Here is a 20,095-nt window from a genome sequence, read left to right on the forward strand (position 1 = left end):
CCCCCTCCCCCTGTTTTTCTAAAATCGTCTTTCTATTGGGGTTAGGGATTGGGTAGCTGGAAAATCGTCTAACGATTGGGTTTAGGGACAAAATCGTCTTTCTAAAGGAGTTAGGGCCGCGCGAAAGCGCGGCCCTTTTCTCTCTGTTTCTATTTTAGTGATTTGGCAGAAATACCATGCCAACTCTATTTCTTTTATTTTGTCTAAGTTGTATGGGACAAGGACTTGACAACACTTCGTTGTCTGTCCGGTTTGACTACTCTGCGGCTACGGCAGAGTCCGGGATGCCGCGTTGTTGGAGCATGGGACCTATCTCCGGGTCGCGGCCTGCCCATTCTCGGTACAGCTCTGCGGGGTCTGCGGTGTTGCCGCGTGAGAGGACCATGTTGCGCAGGCGGTCGCCGTTGGCGCGGGTTAGGCCGCCGTTCTGTTCGAACCAGTGATAGGCGTCGCTGTCGAGCATCTCGGCCCATAGATAGGCGTAGTAGCCCGCGGCATAGCCTCCGCCAAAGATGTGGGCGAAGTAGGTGGAACGGTAGCGCGGCGGGACGAGCGCGAAATCCACGCCCTTCTCTGCCAGAGCCTTCGCCTCAAATTCGTCCGCCTGTTGGGCGCACTCGCTGGACGGCAGGGTGTGCCACTGAAGATCAACTTCCGCTGCGGCAAGCACCTCTGTCAGAGCGTGGCCACCGTTGAAGTTCTTTGTTGCCTTCAGCTTAGCCTGCAACTTCTCAGGCATTGCTTCACCCGTCTGCCAGTGCTTCGCGTAGTTTGCAAACACAACGGGATACGAGGCCCAGTGCTCGTTGAACTGCGAGGGGAATTCCACGAAATCGCGCGGTACGGATGTTCCGCTGAGCGATGGGTACATGACATCGCTCAACATGCCGTGGAGTGCGTGGCCGAACTCGTGGAAGAGTGTGTTCACTTCGTCGCTGTCAATGAGCGATGGCCGGCCGTCTACGGGCTTGGTGTAATTGCACACGTTGGTGATGATGGGCGCGTAACCCAACAGCTTGGATTGCGTGAGGAGTGAACTCATCCATGCGCCACCGCGCTTGGAGTCGCGACGGTAGAAGTCGCAATACAGAAGCGAGAGGTGCGAGCCGTCTTGATTGAAGACTTCGTAGGTGACGACGTCAGGATGATAGACGGGCAGGTCTGTGCGCTTGGCAAAGGTGATGCCGTAGAGTTCCGTTGCGGCAAACAGCACGCCGTCTTCAAAGACGCGGTTCAGATCGAAGTACTGCTTTACCTCATCTTCATTGATGTCGTACTTCGCCTTGCGCACCAGCTCTGCGTAGAAGGCCCAGTCCCACGGCTCCAACGCAAACTCGCTCCCGATCAGTTCCTGCATTGCCGCCGCTTCTGCCTTTGCGCCAACGAGCGCAGCAGGAACGAGGTTATCGAGGAAGGCAATGGCAGCGTGCGGTGTGCGCGCCATCTGATCGCTCAGCTTCCACGCTGCATAGTTTTCATAACTAAGCATGCGTGCGCGCTGGGCGCGGAGTTGTGCCAGCCGAGCGACCATTTCGCGTGTATCGCTTGTATTGCCCTTTTCTGCACGCAACAGTGAGGCCTGCCACAGTGCCTGGCGTGTTTCGCGGTTCTTCAGCGATGTCAAAGCGGGCTGCTGCGTGGTGTTCTGCAGCGTGAGATAAAAGCCCTCCAACTCGCGGCTCTTTGCGGCTTCTGCTGCTTCTGCGATTTCTGCGTCGCTCAGACCATCCAGTTCTTCGCGTGTGGCAACCTGCAGGCCGCCTTCCTTCATTGCGGCCAACACGCAGTTAATGAACTTTGCCTGAAGGGTGGACTGTTCCTGATTGAGCGCCTTCAGTGTGTTCTTGTCGGGATCGCTTAGCAATGCACCGGACTTCACAAAGCCGTCGTAAGTAAGCTCAAGCAAACGAAGCGATTCTGCATCGAGCGAGAGGGATTCGCGCTGGTCATACACAGCCTTCACGCGTGAAAACAGACGCTCATCGAGATTGATGCTGTCGCTATGCGCTGCGAGCCTGGGCGCTACTTCCTGCTGCAACTGTTGCAGGGTTGCATTGGTATCTGCACCGGACACGGCGTAAAACGCATGCGCTACGCGGTTCAGCAACTCGCCGGTTTTCTCAAGCTCGACAATCGTGTTCTGAAACGACGGAGCTTCTGCGTTCGCGATGATTGCGTCAACCTCAGACCGCGCCTGCGCCATTCCCGTTTCAAATGCGGGCATGTAATGTTCGTCGCGGATCAGGTCAAAGGGCGGAGCATAAAACGGCAGCGTGCTTGCGGCAAAGAATGGGTTGTTACTGTCAAAAACATCAGTGGAAGCCGAAATTGCCTCCGAACCTTGCTTATCAGTCATGGAATGCCTCAACAGAAATCTAACAATTTTTGATGGTTGAATTCGTTATGAAAGTGCTACCTTGCGCACAACGGAGGACGCCCATGGCACAGGATCTTCGCACGTTCACGCACCGCTGGTTTGATGACGTTTGGAATGACTACAAAGAAGCGTCGCTGGATGAGATGCTTTCTCGCGACGTGGTCTGCTATGACTTTCCTGACGTTGGTAAAACTGTGGGATTTGATGATTTCAAGAAGACTGTCGAACACTTCCACGCGAATTTCAGCAACATTCACGTGGTGGTGGATGACGTGATTGTGGAAGGCAACAGGGTGGCCAGTCGATGGCATGTGAGTATGACGCATACTGGCGAAGGGCTGGGCTTCTCACCCACGGGAAGAACGATTGCCTTCAACGGAATCAGCTGGGTAGAGATTCAGGACGGAAAAATAATGAAAGGGTGGAACGGTTTTGACCTGACCCACCCTATCTCAACTCTGAAAGCTCTTTCGACAGCTATCGCTCAGACACACTGATTATGACAGCAACTCGACTTGATCTTCGCTGCTGCCGGGCTTCAATGCGCCTGCTGGGGTCGGCATTAGCAGATCTTCCTTACGCATGACAAGGTTGGTCGCGTTGAGGCTTGCCAGCTCAAATCCATGGCCATGCGTAATGGCGTCGGTGGGGCACGCTTCAACGCAGTAACCGCAGAAGATGCAGCGGTTGTAGTCGATGTTGTAAACCTTCGCGTAGCGCTCGGCTGAGGAGATGCGCTGTTCCTCAGTGTTCTCTGCTGCCTCGATGTAAATGCAGTTCGATGGGCAGGCCGCGGCGCACAGGAAGCAGGCTACGCACTTTTCCAGACCGTTTTCGTCGCGCTGAAGCTGGTGCTTGCCGCGGAAACGCTCCTGGAAGATGGCGCCGCGCATTGGTCCCGGACCGTCGGGGTAGTTCTCAACCTCAGACGGTTGCAGCATCTCTTTGAAAGTGATGCTCATGCCCTTGGCAATGCCGGCAATGTTCTTCACGACTGACATGGCTTGAGTATACGATGCCTGCTCCGTTAGTGTTCTCTCTATGGCATCTTTGCGTACCGTTCTTGCCGTCCTGATCGCGTTTTCGCCCGTAGTCGCCGCCGCACAGAAAGAAAATCCGGCACTGCGCCCCTACGAATCCTGCTCGTTCCCTGATGGCCTTTCCGTTACGGACGTCCAGCCCATGCCGCCGGACGTGCGGGATCGCCCGGCAAAGACGAAGCAGGGTGAAAAGAGCGTTCCGCTGCTGGCCGGTCGCCGCATCACGTTTTCCTACCCCGGAGCCGACCCGTATGTCAGCGTGAAAGTGGAGCAGCTGCCGCCGGACAACTATGCCCTCAACAAGCGCTATCTGCTGGAAGATTTTGACGACATTGTGGCTTCAGACAAGGGCGTTGCGAAGAACACCACACGCCCTGCCCGCATCAGCGCCTTCAACGTTACGGGGTTGGATCGCAAAGCGATTTCGGGCAACACGCTGGGCATCTACATGCTGATGGATGACACGACTCATGTGGTGTCGACGATTTACCTGCTGAACCCGAAGCAGAGCCACATCAAGACGATTGAAGACTACTCTCGCCAGCGCGATACGTTTCTTTACAACTACACACGATGCATTCGGAATAACCAGAATGGTGTTCTGTTTGGGGTGTCGAAATGATGAAGTCTGCGGTGCTTTCCTGCGCGTTGCTGAGTGCTTTCCTGCCCCCAGTGTCGCAAAGCGGTATGGCGATGAACAAGCCTGCGGCACAGCCTTCTACTTCGCTGACGGTGACGGGGCTTTCGGGTACGTCGAAGACGCTTTCACCTGCGGATTTCAAGGCGTTGCCGCATGTCACGGTGAACGTCCACAACGTTCATACGAACAAGGACGAGAGCTACTCTGGCGTTGCGGTGAAGGATTTGCTGGCGATGGTTGCGCCTGCGAAGGGTGAGGGGCCGAAGGTGTCGGGCAATATGACGCTGATCATTGCCGGTGCTACGGATGGCTTTCAGGTGGCCATCACGCTTTGTGACACCAATCCGGATTGCCGCAATGGTCAGAGCATTGTTGCGGATGCGCTGGATGGTGCGGCGCTGACGCAGGATGGTGCGTTCAAGCTGGTTCTGTCGGAAGACAAGCGGCCTGCGCGCTGGGCTCGTAATTTGCAATCGCTGACGGTGAAGGCGGCTCAGTAGCGTTACTGCTGCGCGGCCCCGGCTGGCCCAGGCGTGGCCGCAGCCTGCGGTATTGCCGCATCGGGTTGAGGGCCGTTGGCAGGCGGCGTTGTCGCAGGTGCGGTAGTTGCGCTTGCGGGAGTGGCGCTCCTTCGCGGCGACGGTGGCACGATCGCGGTCACTGTGCTGACGACATCTGGATCATCGCGGAGCTTGAGGTACAGCGTGTGGTTGTCCGCGGGGCGAGGTACGGAGATGGAGTCGCCAGCGAAGCCCAGGGGAACTTCCGTTTCGTTCTGGAAACTGTTGTCGGTGGCGACAGAACCCAGCAGATACAGGTCTTTGCCGTTGATCTGGCATCCGGGGTCGTTAGGATCTTCTTTCGGTGTGGCACGTGTGCAGGTCACGCCTGTGATCACGGGAGTGCGCACGAGCGTTCCGAGGGGAATCCAGTCGCCTGTGGTTCCGTCGTTACCGACAGCGCGCACCTGGATGGGACCGAAGGCGGACGGGCCGAAGGTCTTGGCGGGCGTCAGGAAGGCGAGGGCCGTGTGGCTGTCCTGCAGGACGACAGAGCCGTCGGCGAGGGACAGGGTGGCTTTCAACGAACCGTCAGTCAATGCCACTTCAATCTTTTCGCTGCGGGGAAAGCGTTCCGGGAAACGAGAACGAAGGGCAAGCGTCAACTTGGCGTTGAGGGGGATGGCGTCCTCGCTGCTGAGAGTCAACGGGATGCCGGAGCCGCTGTCGGCCTTTAAGGTCTTGCGGAGGAGGTCTAATGCGGGCCGCGCCGTGTCTACGCTGTACGACACGGGGAGCGTGCGGCCATCGGCCAGTTTCGCTTCCGCGGTGCCACTGTCGCCGGAGATGAAGGCAACGGGCTTGGTGTGGGTATCAGCTAGCTGCTTGCCCTGCTCGCGGACGAGTTGGAGAGATTTGCCGTCGGCTGAAGGGCCGTCCGGGCTGGGCTTGTAGTCCGAGCCTGCAATCTTGACGGAGACAATGCCGCCCAAGCCTGTGCCCGCAAGCATGGCGGCGGTGTCGCCCGCGTGGATGCGGATGGCCTCAAGACGTGTCTTGTCGGAATAAGCGGTTACGGCGACCTTCTCCACGTCAGGCGTGCCAAACTGCTTCACCAGAAGATGGACGCTGCCGGGTGCGGCCTTCTCAAGGGGCACGCTCACCTGGAGAACGTTCTTACGGTCCGCCGCCTGCTTCCACTTGAGGGGACTATCGTGTCCTCCCTGATCGAGGGCGATGGTGGATGCGCAGGCCGTTCCATCGGCGTGGAGGCGGAGCTGGTTCTCGCGGCCGGTGAACAGGTCAGACTGTTCTGCGGCGGTCCAACCGCCACCAGGAAGCCGCTGTAGCGGCACTGTGACGCCCGAGAACGTGTCGAAGCCCCACATTCCCTGCAGCGTACCCGTGATCTGCATCGGGCCGTCCTTGTCGGCAATGAGAGGCATTGTGGTGGTGGTGTCTGGAGCCGACTGCGATGCAGGCTTTTCGTGTGATGCATCGGCATCGCGTGCTTCTGGAGCTGCTACTGGCAGAGGCTTGCGACCGCGTGCTTCTGTCAGCATCAGACCACCTTCAAAGGCGTCCGCGATCAGAGGCAGGTCGGTCTTGCCGTTCAACGTCGCGCCATCGTTCAGGTGCAGATGGAGATCATGCGCGAAGCTGGTGGCATACACCAGAGGTGCGCCTTCCAACGGCAACACCATCCTGGGCTGCAACAGGCAGGAGACGTGAGCCACATCCTGCAGACGCAGCGGCGGCGCAACGGAAGATTGGATTGCCGGCAGGGCAACCACGATTACAGACTTCGGATTATGAAACGACGGCGCGGTATTCAGACGGAGATTGAGCGACTCTTCATCCGGAAACGCTATGGCGGGGATGTACTGAAAGTGCGCGGTATGGATGCCGCTCATGAGCCGCACCAGATCAATGACTGTGCCGACGTATGCGGAGTACATGCCCGCACCGTTCGCGGTGGCCATCGGCGTTCCTGCAACGGCGCCGATCAGGTTTGCGGTGTCACCAGAAGTCAGAGCAGACGCCAGTGTCTGCCCGTGGCCGTCATCCAACAGCAGTTGAGTGCCCGTCTGCCGCAGGCAGGCCATCTGTTGATCTGCGGGCTTCTTAAAGCAGTCGTCATTCGGCTTCAGGTTCAGCGTTGCTGCGAGTTTCTTGGAATGATCCAGCAACTGGTCTGAGGAGCCTTCGGAGACACGCTGCAGCGCCTGCATATAACGCTCGATGCGTGCCTGTTCAAAGGAAGCTTCGTTCAAGTCTTGCGAGGCGCGGACAAACGTGCCGGGACGCCCTGTGACTGCTGACTTCAGAGTGGAGAAATCGCCGCCAGTCTCAGGTGCGAGGAAGATCAGCGCCTGCTGCGCTTCCTGCGGCACGGCAACCGTAACGCCTTCAGCAAACCGCTTGTCCCAGGTTTTGAGTTCCGTGAACCAATTGTCCGGCGGAGGGTTCGTGCTGCCACGGAGAAACGCCACGATAAGAATCATGCGGACAGACTGCGTTCGTGGCAGGTCCGCGTGAATGGTGAGCTTGTCGCCCGCCTGAAGATTCGGCACCATCGCAATGGGCAGGGACTGTTCGCCGCGCTGCACATGCACGCTGATACTGGGTCCGGTTAAATCAAAACGACTGGCTGCCTGTCCCATCGCCGCGGCACATGACACCGCGACCGCTGCAAGGTGCAGCGCGATGCGAACTCCCAGGCGAAATCTTCTTTTCAAGCGTTGCGACATCCTCTGGCTTTAGACGGCAAAGGTTCCAGAAGCGTCGCTTACTACGCCTCTGCGGGTAAACTCGTCAGGCAACAATACCTGTCCTTACATCGCTACGGTCCAACGAATCAATGGCTTCCGCACCGGATGCGGATGCCGGTACGCCACCAAGCGGCAGGAAGATGCGGAATGTGGTTCCCCCGCCCTGTCCTTCGCGCGCTTTACGGCTTCGTACCTGGATTCTGCCGTGATGGCGATCCACAATCTCCTTTGAAACCCATAACCCTAAACCAGTTCCGGTGACTCCCTTGGTTGAGAAGAATGGCTCAAAAAGATGATCGATCGTCTCCTGATCCATGCCGCTTCCGGTATCGGAAATGGTTAGGATGAGTCCCTTTGTTCCCGTCACCTGATCATTCGCCTCCGCTGTGCGGATCACCAAACGTCCACCAGAAGGCATGGCATCAATCGCGTTCCCCAGCAGATTGACGATCACCTGTCGCACTTCGCCCTCGTAAGCAAAGAGCGGCTGCGTGCTGCGGAAACGTTTGCTAATCGTTACGCTCTGACGACGGATGCGGGATTCAAACAACGCCACCACCGTTTCAACCAACTCTCCCGGTTCAGTATGCACAGGGCGGCTGGATTGACGATGAAAACGAAGTGTCTGAACGGTGATCTGAGCGACGCGATCAAGTTCCTTCTGCGCCATCTCCAGATAGGAACGTCCCATCTCGTCCATCTGCGATTGCTGTACGAGATACAGGCAGTTCGTAATGGCTGCGAGAGGGTTATTAATCTCATGCGCGATGGACGCGGCTAAGCGACCTGCGACAGCCAGCTTCTCTGTCCTTCGCAGAACCTCTTCACTCTTTTTCTGATGACGAAGATCCGCGATGAACACAGCGATTTCGCGATTCTCTTCTGTTCGATTGACGCCTTCGCGATCGAGAAAGGTCAAACCGACGAGAGTTTCGATCTGTTCACCGGAAGCGGTCAGGCAGACGAACTCGAAGGGCTCTTTCATCTCATCGCTGTTGAGCGCGATAAACGACTTCTGCAGCCCTGGAAGGATATTCATCAAGCTGATCGTGCCGGTCATGAGTTCGACTTCGCCGTATCCAAGCAGACGAACAGCAGCATCGTTTGCGTAAGTGATACGGCCGGAACTCTGGCCGATCAACAGACCAAGGGGCATTGCGTCCACCAGCCGGTGGAAACGCATCTCTGCAAGTTCAAGCGCACGTTCAGCGGCGACGCGGGAGCGCCGTGCGGCAGCCTCGCGGAGTTCACGCTCAAGCACTGGAACCAATCGCGCGAGATTCTGCTTTGTAACGTAGTCCTGTGCGCCACGACGCATCGACTCCACGGCAGTCTCTTCCGAGATTGCACCGGACATCATGACGAACGGGAGATCGAATCCGCTCTGGCGAACCAGGTCCAATGCTTCCGGTCCACTGAAGCGGGGAAGGTTGTAATCCGCAATGACAACATCAGGCGGATGCGCAGCGATTGCTGCAGACATCTCTTCCGCCGTTTCGACACGCGTCACCAACGGCGCAAATCCATTGCGCTTCAGGAAACGTTCCAACAGGGCTGCATCGTCCTGGTTGTCTTCCACCAGCAGCAGCGATATGCGCCTTGCCTCTAGCTCAGGGGTGGGCATTCGTTCAACACCAGCCAGTACATACCAAGCTGACGGGTGGCCTCCGCAAAGTCAGTGAAGTTCACAGGCTTGCGGATGTAGCTATTCACTCCGAGCTTGTAACTGCGCACCACATCGCGTTCTTCATCAGAGGACGTAAGAACGACAACGGGCAACATGCGTGTGGAGTCATCCTCGCGAATGCGACGCAGCACCTCAAGGCCCTCGACCTTCGGCAGCTTCAGATCAAGCAGTACGAGCTGAGGACGCACCGCTCCAGGCCCGAAGAGCGCATCCAGCGCTTCCTCGCCATCACGCGCCACACGCACCTCATTCACGATGTTGCTCTTCTTGAGAGCACGAATGGTGAGGAGCTCGTGGTCGGGATCGTCTTCTACAAGGAGGATGGAACGGCTAGTTTCGGGCATGGGTGTCATCCTAACGTAAACCAGAAGGTTGCGCCATGGTCCACGGTACTGTCTGCCCAGATGCGGCCGTGGTGACGGCGGATTACACGCGCGACCGTGGCAAGACCAATGCCTGAGCCCTTGAAATCCTTGTCGCCATGCAAGCGATTGAAGGCATTGAACAGTTTGTCGGCGTAATGCATGTCAAAGCCCGCACCGTTGTCCGTGACACGCCATGCCTTTTTCTCTGCGTCCCAACCAAAGGAAATCTCCGCGTGTTCCTTGCGCGAAGTAAACTTCACCGCGTTTCCGAGAAGATTTTCCAGCGCAACCTGCACCAGTTTTGGATCGGCCTGCGCCTCTGGGCCGGAAGTAACAGTAAAAGTGATATCCCTGTCGGGATTTTCTTCTTTCAATACGCTGATGACGCTCTCTGCAATCTCTGAGGGCACAACGGTCTCTCGGACGAGATCTGCTCGCGTGATTCGGGAGAGCTGCAACAAAGCATCAATCAACTGGCCCATGCGCTGCACGCCGGTGCGCACACGACGGATGTAGTCTCGGCCAGTTTCATCGACGACCTCGGAATAATCCTCCATGAGAGCCAATGAAAAACCGTCGATGGTTCGGAGCGGTGCACGGAGATCATGCGATACGGAGTAAGAGAATGCTTCCAATTCCCTATTGGTGCTTTCCAGTTCTGCTGTGCGCTCCTGGACTCGCTGCTCGAGTTCTGCGTTGAGGACACGGACTTCTTCTGCGGATCGCTCTGCTTCCGCCTTGGAACGAACGGCGTCTTCCTTTGCCTGCTCTGCAGCGAGGCGCTGTTCGCGTTCCTGCCCGAAATACCACGTGACCGATCCGATCATGAGCAGATCAAGAACGCAGGCGAGGCCGATTGCGAACATGGTTCGCACACCGCTTTGGTGTACTTCAATCGCGCGATTGGCGAGCAGCTTGCGCTCTTCGTTTTCCATGGAGGTGAGCAACAACCGTGCGCGTCGCATCTCCGCTTCACCCTCACCAGAATTGACTAGAACCAATGTGGCATCCAGCCCGGATGATTTCCGAACGTTCAACATGTCCTGCAGCAAGCCCATGCGACGCCCCACGGTGCCACGCAGAGCTTCCAGGTTTTTCTGTTGTTCCGGGTTGTCTACCGTGAGATCACGGAAGATCTCTAATTGCTGAGGAAGTTCGGTCTGAGCAGAGCGGTAAGGAGCGAGCATGGACTCGCGCTCTGGCGCCATGACATAGCCGCGCACGGAGCCTTCCGCGTCGTCCAGGAGCTGCATCACGCGCTCTTCCTGGCCGATGACCTCCCATGTATGCGCCAGCCAGGCTTCGCTTTCCATCAGCGATCGAACCGCCGACACAGCGAACCATGTATTCAATCCAACAACGACGAGCGCCGCAAACAGCGCAAGGGGGACTATCGAACGGGACGACCGCGCAGGCATATTCCACACATTGTAACGGGGTGCTGCGGGTCGAGCGGTATGCGCTACTATGCGTCAAACAATCCGCTCGTTCCGGAATCTTGGAAGGATACACATTCAAAAAGAAGGCCGCAGCTTGGTGGCTGCGGCCCTTGGATGGAGTGCACTACGGGTTGTTAGAAGTTCAGCTTCAGAGCTGCCTGTACGTTACGTGGCAGGTTGGCCTGTGAGTTGACCTGTCCGAAGTTCGAAGCTCCGAAGGTGGTGTTTGGCAAGCCAAACTGCACCTTGTTGAACACATTGAAGGCTTCCAGGCGGAACTGCAGCTTGATGCTCTCGTGGATTGGGAAGTACTTGATCAGTGAGAGATCGTCCTGGAAGGTTTTGACACCGCGCAGATAGCCAGAAGAGCGTGGGACGTTGCCCAACTGGAAGGATTGCGCCTGCGTGAAGCCGGTCCAGTTGAAGTAGCCGTCCTTATACCCGGCACCGGATGAACCGAGGCGATTGCGGATGTCGCCGTGGTTGAGAGGATCGACACCCTGAACGAACATGGGGCGTGATCCTGAGAATGCGGCGCCACCGGTTTGCGTGATTCCTAATGCGGCACCGGATTGCACAGCGATGATGGTGTTCAGTCCCCATCCACCGATGATCTGGTTCACCCATCCGGATGCACCGCTGCCAAAGCGCTGGCCACGGCCAAACGGAAGTGTGTAGTTCGCGTTGGCAACGAGGCGATGCGGCACGTCAGTGGATGCAACAGACCACTCGTAGTCACGGATGTGGTAGCTGTTCTGGTAGTTCGGCGTGCCATTTGCATTGAGGAAGCCAGCCGTGATTGGCACAGCGTTCGTCATGCTCTTGGAGAACGTGTAGCTGACAGTTGCTGTCAGGTTGGGCGAAGGCTGCATGGTGATGAAGGCCTGTGCCGCGTTGAACTCTGCAGTACCGCCGCCGTAGCCACTGATGTTCAGCGAGCTGTTCGCCATGCCGCTGTTCGTTGTGTACTGCGGATACGCTGCGAGCAGAGCCGCACGCTGTACCGTTGGCGTGTTCAGGTTGCCAACGTTCGGCTGTCCATAGAACGGATTCGCAACGCTGGCCTGCAGGTAATTGACGTAGTTCGTATCACCAACTGCGCCCCAGTTCTGGTCACGCAAGTCGTTGGGACGGATGTTCTGCGGCAGGTGAAGGCTGTGGCTGCCGACATAGTTCAAGTGAAGAACGATGCCGCGGGAAATCTGACGTTCCACGCCGAGGTTCCACTGCTCGTTATAGGAGAGCGGAGTGTCATAGAGCACGCCTGTCACGCTGGTACCCGTACCTACCTGAACTCCGTTTGCCGCGCCCTGAGGAAGCTGAACACCAGTCGGGAACGGGTTCGCGATGGTAGCGTTTGGAACCTGTGTGCTGACGAACGTGGTCGCCGTGCTGATGGAGTAGCCCAACGTGCTGGCGCTATAGAAGCGCTGGCTGGTCGGGAGGTAGAGGATCGAGAAGCCAGAGCGCACTACCGTCTTTGGCGTTACCTGCCAAGCGAGGCCGAAGCGCGGCGAGAACTTGGTGTAGCTCGTCTTCCAGGTGCGGTTGGGATAGTTGACGCCGAGGAAGCGTGCACCGCCGGTGAACGGAAGCGCCGCGCTGGACAACGGGTTTGCAACCTTCAGATCGAGATCCGCCCAGCGATTCTGGCGCTCGCGATAGCCGGTTTCGATGTCCCACCGGATGCCCATGTTCAGGGTCAGGTTCGGGAAGACCTTCCAGTCGTCCTGGAAGAACGGTGCGTGGTACCAGGAGTCATACGCTGGCAGCACCTGACGCTGGAGCGAAGCACTGGTGAATGTACCGAGCAGGAATGCAGCAAGAGAGTCTACGTTTGCCTGATTGCCTGTGACCGAGCCCGACGAATTCGGCTTGGTGAGGGTCGAGTCAAAGGTGAAGGAGCCTACGCCGTTACCAGCGCTCTGCTGGTGCTCCATAATCAAACGTCCGTCATAGCCAAAGGTCAACGTATGCAGGCCACGTTGCCATACTGCCGTGGAATTGAGGACGTGGGTGTAGTGCTCCCAACGATTGGTGTTGGTGGCATTCGACATGTTGGCGTAAGCGCTATTGATGCTGACGTACGGCAGGCCCGGGAGCTGCTGCTGCGAGTCAAGGTTGGTGCTGAAGCCGTACTTCGATGCTTGATAGCCGTAGTTCTGCGGGATCTGGAAGTTCTTCTGGTACGCAAAACCGTAGTTGGTCTGCAGCACCAGAGACGGCGTGATTGTCCAGGTATGGCCAGCGGCGAAAAGATACGCCGTCAACGCCTGGTTGATACCGCTGGGGCCGTTAACTCCGTTGAAGAGATCGTTCTCGTGGTGGTTGTTCACATCTCGCGAACCACGTACGAACACGCGCTGGCTCGGCGAGAAGTTGTGATCGACGCGGAAGTTGAACTGATCTTCCTTGTCGTTCGTGGCGTACGAGTAGCTGTAGTTACTGGTCAAACCCGCTGCGTTGGGCATCGGAAGAAACTGCAGCAACTGTTGCGAGACGGGATTGATCGAGGTCAGACCGTAACCTGCTGCGAAACAACCAGCCGCATTGCAGCCTGCGGGCAACGGCTGACGCGTGGTGCCGTTGTTGCTGTACGGATCGTAAACCTGTCCCAGACCGCCTTCCGTAAAGATGCCTTGGCGCTGGAGCGCAGTGGGAACCGTGACGGTGTTGAAGACGTTGGTGGTATTGCGCGTGGCTTCCCAACCGAAAGTGAAGAACGTCTTGTCCTTGCCGTTGTAGATCTTTGGCAGCCATACCGGGCCGTTCACAAAGACACCGTACTGGTTGTAACGATGCGGCAAGCGGAAGTCTTTACGTGTGGGGATGGGATACACGCCGGAACGCTTGGTGAAGAAGTTTGCAGCGTCCAACTTGTCGTTACGGAAGTATTCGTAAGCCGTGCCGTGCAGGCCGTTCGTTCCGGACTTTGTAACGATGTTCAGAATGCCGCCCGAAGTACGGCCGAACTGCGCCGAAGGAGTTGAGGTGATGACCTTGAACTGATCCACAACTTCAACGGAAGGTGTCAGCGCGGGCTGGCCCTGGCAGCATACGCTGATTGGCACGCCGTCGAGCAGGATGTCGTTTGCCGCGCTCAGACCGCCGTTCGCTTCAAAGTTGTTGGTTGCTGCTGCGACCACAGCGCCGCGTGCGGTGGCTACACCTGCACCGAAGCTGCCTCCGGGATTGATACCCGGCGACAACGCAGCCAAGCCGTAAGGGTTACGACCATTCAATGGAAGGTCGCTAACCTGACGAGCGCCCACGGTGTAGCTGATGGTGGCATCGCTGGTTTCGAGGTCAGCCTGACCTGCCGCCTGGACATCTACGGTTTCGGTGTTGCTGCCGAGCTGCAACGTGAGATCGATGGAAGCGGTCTGTCCTACGGTGAGGGTCAGACTGCTGGTGGCCTTCTTGAAGCCGGACTGCTCGACGCTGAGGGTGTAGTTGCCCGTACCGAGCGCCGGGAAGGTGTAGATGCCCTCGCTGTTGGTCTGGGTCTTCAGGGTCAGGCCTGTGTCTGTCTTCTGGAGCAAGACCTGAGCGCCGGGGATGATGGCGCCATTCGGGTCCGTAAGACGACCTGTGACGGTGCCGTTTGCGATCTGGGCATACATCGGAACCGATGCAGCAGCCAGGCACGCCACCAAGGAGAGTTTGGATAGATGTTTCATTGAGGCCTCATAAAGGGTTAGGTAAGGAAACGAAGTTCGCGTACGAATCTCCGTCGTTTGTTGTTAGGCCAGCGAGTGTTGTTGAGTGGGACAACAAACGTCCAGTTCCAGCCTGTTACGTAACTGTTACGGACGTTTGTTATCAACCACTTGAAACACTTTTTACGGTTGGGGGTGGATCCGGGACTGTGCTCGGTGGGCCTGTTGATCCAGATGGAGGATGGTTCCGTCCTTGCGAAGGATGGTCTGGAGCTTGTCTACGGAGACCTGCTGAACTGGGGTGTTGCCCTGAATGGCGAGTGCCGCAGTAACTCCGGCTGCCTGGCCAATCATCATGTACTGGGGCTCCATGCGGACCGATGAATACGCCACATGGGAGGCTGACAGGCACACGGGAACGAGCAAGTTCGTGACCTGTTCCTGCTTGGGCAGGATGGCGCGGAAGCTGATCTCGTATGGCTGCACTGCCACCTGAACATCGCCTTCGTTGAACACGGAACCGTCGGGCATGGCGACACGCTGAATGTTGTGCGAGTCAGAGTTATAGCTGCCCATGGCGATGGAGTCAGGCTTGGTGCGGTCGGTCTGGAGGTCGGCCTGGTGCATGACATACATGCCGGTCATGCGGCGACCTTCGCGGATGTAAAGCTGACGCGGCCAGCCGTCGGAATCGGTGAACTCGTCCTTGGCACGGCCCCACTTATTGGTGTCGTCGCGGAGTGATTGCGGTACGGACGGGTCGGTCGCCAAGAAGTAGAAGAAGTCCTGCGTGTACTTCATGTGCGCCTTCCAGATGGCTTCGCGATCGGCGAAGGAGGCATCGGGATAGGTCCAGCTCTTGCCGATGAAGTCGGTTGAGAATGGGCCGTTGTTGTTGAAGTCGCACTTGGCGTGATCGAAGCAGACGGGGTTGGTGACGGTGGCAAGCACGGGGTCTTTGCCTGTGTGTTCCTTGTAGCTCTGAACGTAGCGCGTGAGCAGCGCGAACTGCTTTGCGTCATACCCGGCGGGCTTGGTCCAGGGCATCTTGTTCGCGGGATCATTGGTGAGGATGAGGCGGAAGTTATAGGCCTGCACCTTCTTGTCGCCGCTGCCGCCCTTGGCCAGCGGTCCGGGGTCGACGTACGGCAGAAGCTTGTGGGCGTCGTCGTACGGGCTGATCTTCCAGAGGAACTGATGCTTGGGCGTTTCCGGGCGGACGCCGGCGAGGCTCTCGTTGTAGACCTCTTCACCTTCACGGCCTATTACGTAGCTGACATGCGCTTCCGCCATGGCGTCGCCTTCGTAGCTGCAATCCGCGAAGATCTTCCCTTCCCAACGTGTGCCATCTTCCGTTACGAAAGCGGTGACCTGCTTGCCCTTCATTTCGACGCCGCCGTGTTCCTTGATGCGTTCACCAAAACGGACGTCGACCTTGGCTTCCTTGAGCCAGCGATTGAAGATGGCCTCGCCGACCTTCGGTTCGGAGAGGAAGTCGGTGGGGTGATCGAGGTCGCCCTTGCCGTAGGTGGTGGCCGCCTCTTTATAGAACTCGCGGGTGTAGCCGCCGATGATGGGGAAATAGGCGTAGTCCGTTGCGGAGAGGCCGCCGGTGACCATGCCGCCGAGGTGGCGGGTGGGTTCGAGCAGAACAACGTGGAGGCCCTGCTTGGCGGCGGAGTACGCCGTCATGACGCCGGACGCCGTGCCGCCGTAGACCACCAGATCGGCGGAGACAGGCTTTGGAGCAGGTGACGCCGCAAAGGCAGAGGCTGCGAGGGACAGGAGAAACGTGGGAACCAAAAACCGTGCGGATGCAATCATGGCTGACCATATTGCCATCGGGATGGTGCAATCGTGACGTTTCGGGGCGTATGTTACGGAAACTTTTCTTATGGAATCAGCAACTTACATGTTCTTTGACGGCGGCGCCTTGGTGTATGCGTGCATGGTGACCGGCCAACTGCGGAGAGGCGTGTTGCCCTCAAGTTCGGTCATGGTGACCATCTCAAAGAACCGGGGCGAGCCGTGTTTGCGCCACATGTCTTCCACCGCGTTCGACCCGGCGTTGGATGAGAGGAGCGAGACCATGCCGCTGGTGTCACGCGATTCGAGCATGAGGACCTTGAGGCCGGGAGCGCGTCCGGGGAGCAGGGCGATGATGGATGGCTCCACGTGGCGCACGGATATCCCGTTTATGGGATCGTTCTTATAGACACGGCGGTATGCCGATTCCTCTCCGGGTTCCGGATGGGTGTTGATGACACGATCTTCGCCGAGGGTCATGACGAAGTTCATCGTGTCTGTGTACTCCTTCATGGGTCGGAGCGTGTTGTCCGTCCCGAGCACGATGACGTTCGCCTGTTCGAGCGAGAGCAACGATGAGTCTCGGGTGACTTCGAAGGAGATGCGTCTTCCCTGCCCGATGCGGTCGAGATAGCGCGAAATCTGGATACCCGCGAGCGTGTCCCAGGTGACGGTGTACGACTGCTCGAGACCGATGGGGCCCCACATCTTTTCTAACTCTTCCAGCTTGGGGTCGTTCTTCACCTCGTCGAAGGAGTTGACCTGGACCGAGCGGACTCTCAGCGATGGACGATCTTTGAAGCTGAAGAAGATGGGTGTGGGTAAGACGATCCTTACGGGGGCGTCGCCTTCGAGGAACGCTTTCCAAAAGCTGTTGGGTTTATCTGGTGGATGCAGCTGGGCGGCCTTCAACTGGCGGCTTTGCCAGATGGCCAATCCTGCTGTGGCGGTAAGCAGGATCGCCAACAGAATGCAGGACGCCGTGAGCACGTTGACCTTGTGTACGCGAAGCCAGGCTATGCCTGTGGGTGGTGGCTCGGGTTCGGAGACCGGAGCCTCCACATGCTCTTCTGGCGGGGCCGGAGGCTGCAGCACCAACTGGTGCGTGCCGGTGGGGATGACGAGGAGTTCGTGCTCGCCGGTTTCGCCGTAGTAGTCCTTGAGCTTGCGGCGCAGGCGCGAGATGTGGACGCGGATGCTGGCGTCGGTATTGGGATCGAAGTGGCTGTTACGGCCGAGCGCCTCGGTTGCGATGGCGTATTCGCTGAGGGGAAGATGCCGGTTGAGCCAGAGGTAGTGCAGCAGTTTGCGCTGCGTTTCCGCGCGCATGAACTGTGGGCTGTTCAGGACGCGATGCACCGCTTCCTCTACCGCCGGATCGATCTCGAGGTGCACGTCCGGTGGGGTCTCAACAGCCATAGCGGGGATTCTACTGGAGTGAAAATTCGACAGACAAGCAAAGCAGCGGGAGGAGTAACCCCGCTGCATGAGAAAGGTGAGATTACCGCCCGGTTGTCATCTCGGAGAGTGTGAGATGACGGCTTGCGTGCGATTCGTCTGTGAGGAGAATCTGTTGGCCGTTGGGGCTCATGGTGAGACCTGCGAATCGAGGTGGCAGGCGCTTCAGTTTTGCGAAGTTGGTGCTGTTGCCGGTGGCCGGGTCGTATATACGCAGGGACGATTGCTTTGTGTCTAAGAAGACAATGCCGTGGGGTGTGACTTCCCAGTAGCCCCAGTATCCGGCGGCAGGTTCTGACACGACCTCTGTCTCCGGGCCGCCTTGGACGGGCACACGCCAGATGCCCGCTTCGCCACCGCGGGCAAAGTAAAGGAACTTTCCGTCTGGCGATTCCTGCGGGACGATACCGTCGCCGGTGGTGACGGGTTGCGGCGATCCGCCGTTGCGATCCACTCGCCAGAGTTGCCAGCGACCACCTCGGTTGGAACGGAAGTAGACGGCGTTGTCGTCGTTGGACCAGCGTGGCGTGATGTCGTTGAAGTCGCCGTTGGTGAGTTGCTGGGGCGAGCCACCAGTGGCGCGGATGGCGAAGATGTGGGAGTGGCCGCCGATTCGGGAGTCGAAGAGGATTTCGTCATGCACGTGTCCCCATGATGGGCTGCCGGTGAGCGGGCCGTTGCCGTGCGTCAGTGGATGCGCGCCCGTGCCGTCGACTGCGGCCATCCATATTTCCTGAAAGCCGGATCGCTGGGATTGGAAGGCGAAGCGTAAACCGTCGCGGGCGAACGATGGCGCGGAGTCCTCCTGCGTGGAAGAGAGGATTTCGTGCGAGACGCCTTCTGCACCTCGCGTTACAGCGATGATGCTCCAGATGGCGGAGCCTTGTGTGTACGCCACGCGGAGGATGTTTCCGGTGCGAGAGACCGTGGGTTGAGCAGCGTCTTCTGTGCCGATGGGCATGCGAGCCGGCGTGCCGCCACGCAGAAAGACTCGCCACAGCGCACTCTTGCCTCCGCGGTTCGAGGAGAAGACGATGGATTTGCCGTCTGGGAACCATGCGAGGCTGTCGATGCCTGCGCTTTCGTGCGTGATCTGGTGGGCCTGACCTCCGGTCGCGGCAATCCAGTAGAGGTCGCGCACGGCCGTTTCACTGGCGCGGGAGAAGGCGATGCGCTTGCCATCGGGTGAAAACGCCGGGGTCAGATCGCCTTCCCAGCCGTCCGGCGGAGTGGTAAGCACCTGCGATTGAAGCGTCTTCAGGTTGAGCAGGACGATGGACGACGATGGATTGCTTCCCGCGTGGTCTGGGAAAGCGAGCGAGTCGCCGTCCGGGGACCACGTCAGGGCTCCCTGCTCCCACTGCGAAGCGGATTGCGGAACGAAGACTTTGCGTGTTGCACGGCTACGGATATCCACCACGTAGATGCCGAGGCCTTCGGTGGAACTTGACAGGTAGCCGATACGAGTTCCATCGGGAGACCAGGTGGGGCTGAAATCGTCGCCGGGGCCGGATGTTACGGGCGCGGAAGTCTCGGCGGTGACGGACTTTATATATATATGTTGTGCGCCACCGTTCTCGGGAACTGCGACGTAAGCCACTGTCTTACCGTCCGGCGAGAAGGCTGGCTGGAGCTGTTCACCGTCGCGGCTGGTGAATGGCAGAGTCTTCAGGATGGTCTCTCTGGGAGTTCCGGTCCACAGAAAACGCCACACACCCAAAACCACGATCACTAAGATGGCGAACGCCAGTCCTGCAAGAACCGCAGGGTGCAGTAGGAGGGGCTGGCCCTGTCTTGGGATGGGCAGTTGGGGAAACGTCTCGGCCAGAGATTCGGCCCGCGCGAGTTCGGGCGCAGGAAATGGGAGAACCTGCTCCTGAGACGGTTCGGTGGGGAGTTCGCGAAGGGGTGCCAGCAGGCGGTAGCCCACCTTGGGGACCGTTTGGATGAAGTGCGGCATGGTCGCGTCATCCTGCGTCACGCGACGCAGTACGGAGATGCAGCGGGTGAGGACATCGTCGCTGACGAAAGTGCCCGGCCATACCGCTGCGATCAGATCGTCCTTTGCGACGACGTGGTTCGGATGGTCTGCCAGCGCGAGCAGCACCTTCATCACTTTGGGCTCGAGATGCTTCTCCTGATCGTCCTTCCGGAGGCAATTCAGCTCGGGTTCAACGATCCAATCGCCTGCCTGAAATGGCGCTCTGTGTTCGGTACTCAACGCGACGTGCCTGCTGACGCACTCATCAAATCATTGATGATGAATGACTTGTTAACCATCAGAAAAACCTCAGTGAACTCTCGGCACCCTCTCAGGACAATCGTTAACTCGCGTCCATACCGTGTGGAGCGT

Annotated in this window: 13 protein-coding genes; 3 read left to right on the top strand and 10 right to left on the bottom strand. The window is 58.2% G+C overall.

The window, feature by feature from the left end; translation table 11 throughout:
- Positions 1 to 256: 256 nt before the first annotated feature.
- Positions 257 to 2,356 carry a M3 family metallopeptidase gene (locus tag BLT38_RS10685; RefSeq protein ID WP_083345157.1) on the bottom strand — a complete coding sequence of 700 codons (2,100 nt, stop codon included), beginning with the start codon at positions 2,354 to 2,356 and terminating at the stop codon, positions 257 to 259.
- An 83-nt stretch (positions 2,357 to 2,439) separates the two neighbouring features.
- Between BLT38_RS10685 and BLT38_RS10690 the strand changes: the two genes are divergently transcribed.
- Positions 2,440 to 2,874: an ester cyclase gene (locus tag BLT38_RS10690; protein WP_172838225.1), complete on the top strand. Its 435-nt coding sequence runs from the start codon at positions 2,440 to 2,442 to the stop codon at positions 2,872 to 2,874.
- Here BLT38_RS10690 and nuoI read toward each other — a convergent pair whose 3' ends face one another.
- Complete coding sequence (gene nuoI, locus BLT38_RS10695; protein WP_255347729.1) at positions 2,875 to 3,420, bottom strand: NADH-quinone oxidoreductase subunit NuoI; 546 nt, start codon at positions 3,418 to 3,420, stop codon at positions 2,875 to 2,877.
- Here nuoI and BLT38_RS10700 point away from each other — a divergent pair.
- The gene (locus tag BLT38_RS10700; protein WP_083345160.1) at positions 3,419 to 4,039 is read left to right on the top strand and encodes a hypothetical protein; all 621 of its coding nucleotides are present in this window, start codon (positions 3,419 to 3,421) and stop codon (positions 4,037 to 4,039) included. The two genes, nuoI and BLT38_RS10700, sit on opposite strands and share 2 nt — an antisense overlap.
- On the top strand, positions 4,036 to 4,557 hold the full coding sequence (locus BLT38_RS10705) for a hypothetical protein (protein WP_083345161.1): 522 nt from the start codon (positions 4,036 to 4,038) through the stop codon (positions 4,555 to 4,557). The genes BLT38_RS10700 and BLT38_RS10705 overlap by 4 nt, the downstream gene beginning before the upstream one ends.
- Positions 4,558 to 4,559: 2 nt before the next feature.
- On the opposite strand, the gene BLT38_RS10710 is transcribed toward BLT38_RS10705, so the two are convergent.
- The 8 genes from BLT38_RS10710 to BLT38_RS10745 form a co-directional block, all read right to left on the bottom strand.
- Positions 4,560 to 7,295, bottom strand: coding sequence for a hypothetical protein (locus BLT38_RS10710; protein ID WP_156785088.1), 2,736 nt, complete (start codon positions 7,293 to 7,295; stop codon positions 4,560 to 4,562).
- A 76-nt stretch (positions 7,296 to 7,371) separates the two neighbouring features.
- On the bottom strand, positions 7,372 to 8,952 hold the full coding sequence (locus BLT38_RS10715) for a hybrid sensor histidine kinase/response regulator (protein WP_083345163.1): 1,581 nt from the start codon (positions 8,950 to 8,952) through the stop codon (positions 7,372 to 7,374).
- On the bottom strand, positions 8,934 to 9,359 hold the full coding sequence (locus BLT38_RS10720; protein ID WP_083347043.1) for a response regulator: 426 nt from the start codon (positions 9,357 to 9,359) through the stop codon (positions 8,934 to 8,936). The genes BLT38_RS10715 and BLT38_RS10720 overlap by 19 nt, the downstream gene beginning before the upstream one ends.
- Before the next feature lie 5 nt (positions 9,360 to 9,364).
- Positions 9,365 to 10,798 carry a sensor histidine kinase gene (locus tag BLT38_RS10725; protein WP_083345164.1) on the bottom strand — a complete coding sequence of 478 codons (1,434 nt, stop codon included), beginning with the start codon at positions 10,796 to 10,798 and terminating at the stop codon, positions 9,365 to 9,367.
- A gap of 155 nt (positions 10,799 to 10,953) precedes the next feature.
- Positions 10,954 to 14,499 carry a TonB-dependent receptor gene (locus BLT38_RS10730; protein WP_083345165.1) on the bottom strand — a complete coding sequence of 1,182 codons (3,546 nt, stop codon included), beginning with the start codon at positions 14,497 to 14,499 and terminating at the stop codon, positions 10,954 to 10,956.
- A 162-nt stretch (positions 14,500 to 14,661) separates the two neighbouring features.
- Positions 14,662 to 16,302: an FAD-dependent oxidoreductase gene (locus BLT38_RS10735; RefSeq protein WP_083345166.1), complete on the bottom strand. Its 1,641-nt coding sequence runs from the start codon at positions 16,300 to 16,302 to the stop codon at positions 14,662 to 14,664.
- Positions 16,303 to 16,386: 84 nt separating this feature from the next.
- Positions 16,387 to 17,703: a helix-turn-helix domain-containing protein gene (locus BLT38_RS10740; RefSeq protein ID WP_172838226.1), complete on the bottom strand. Its 1,317-nt coding sequence runs from the start codon at positions 17,701 to 17,703 to the stop codon at positions 16,387 to 16,389.
- An 82-nt stretch (positions 17,704 to 17,785) separates the two neighbouring features.
- The gene (locus tag BLT38_RS10745; protein ID WP_083345168.1) at positions 17,786 to 19,963 is read right to left on the bottom strand and encodes a DPP IV N-terminal domain-containing protein; all 2,178 of its coding nucleotides are present in this window, start codon (positions 19,961 to 19,963) and stop codon (positions 17,786 to 17,788) included.
- Between the last annotated feature and the right edge of the window lie 132 nt (positions 19,964 to 20,095).

The sequence above is a fragment of the Terriglobus roseus genome, from assembly GCF_900102185.1.
GTDB classification, from domain to species: domain Bacteria; phylum Acidobacteriota; class Terriglobia; order Terriglobales; family Acidobacteriaceae; genus Terriglobus; species Terriglobus roseus_A.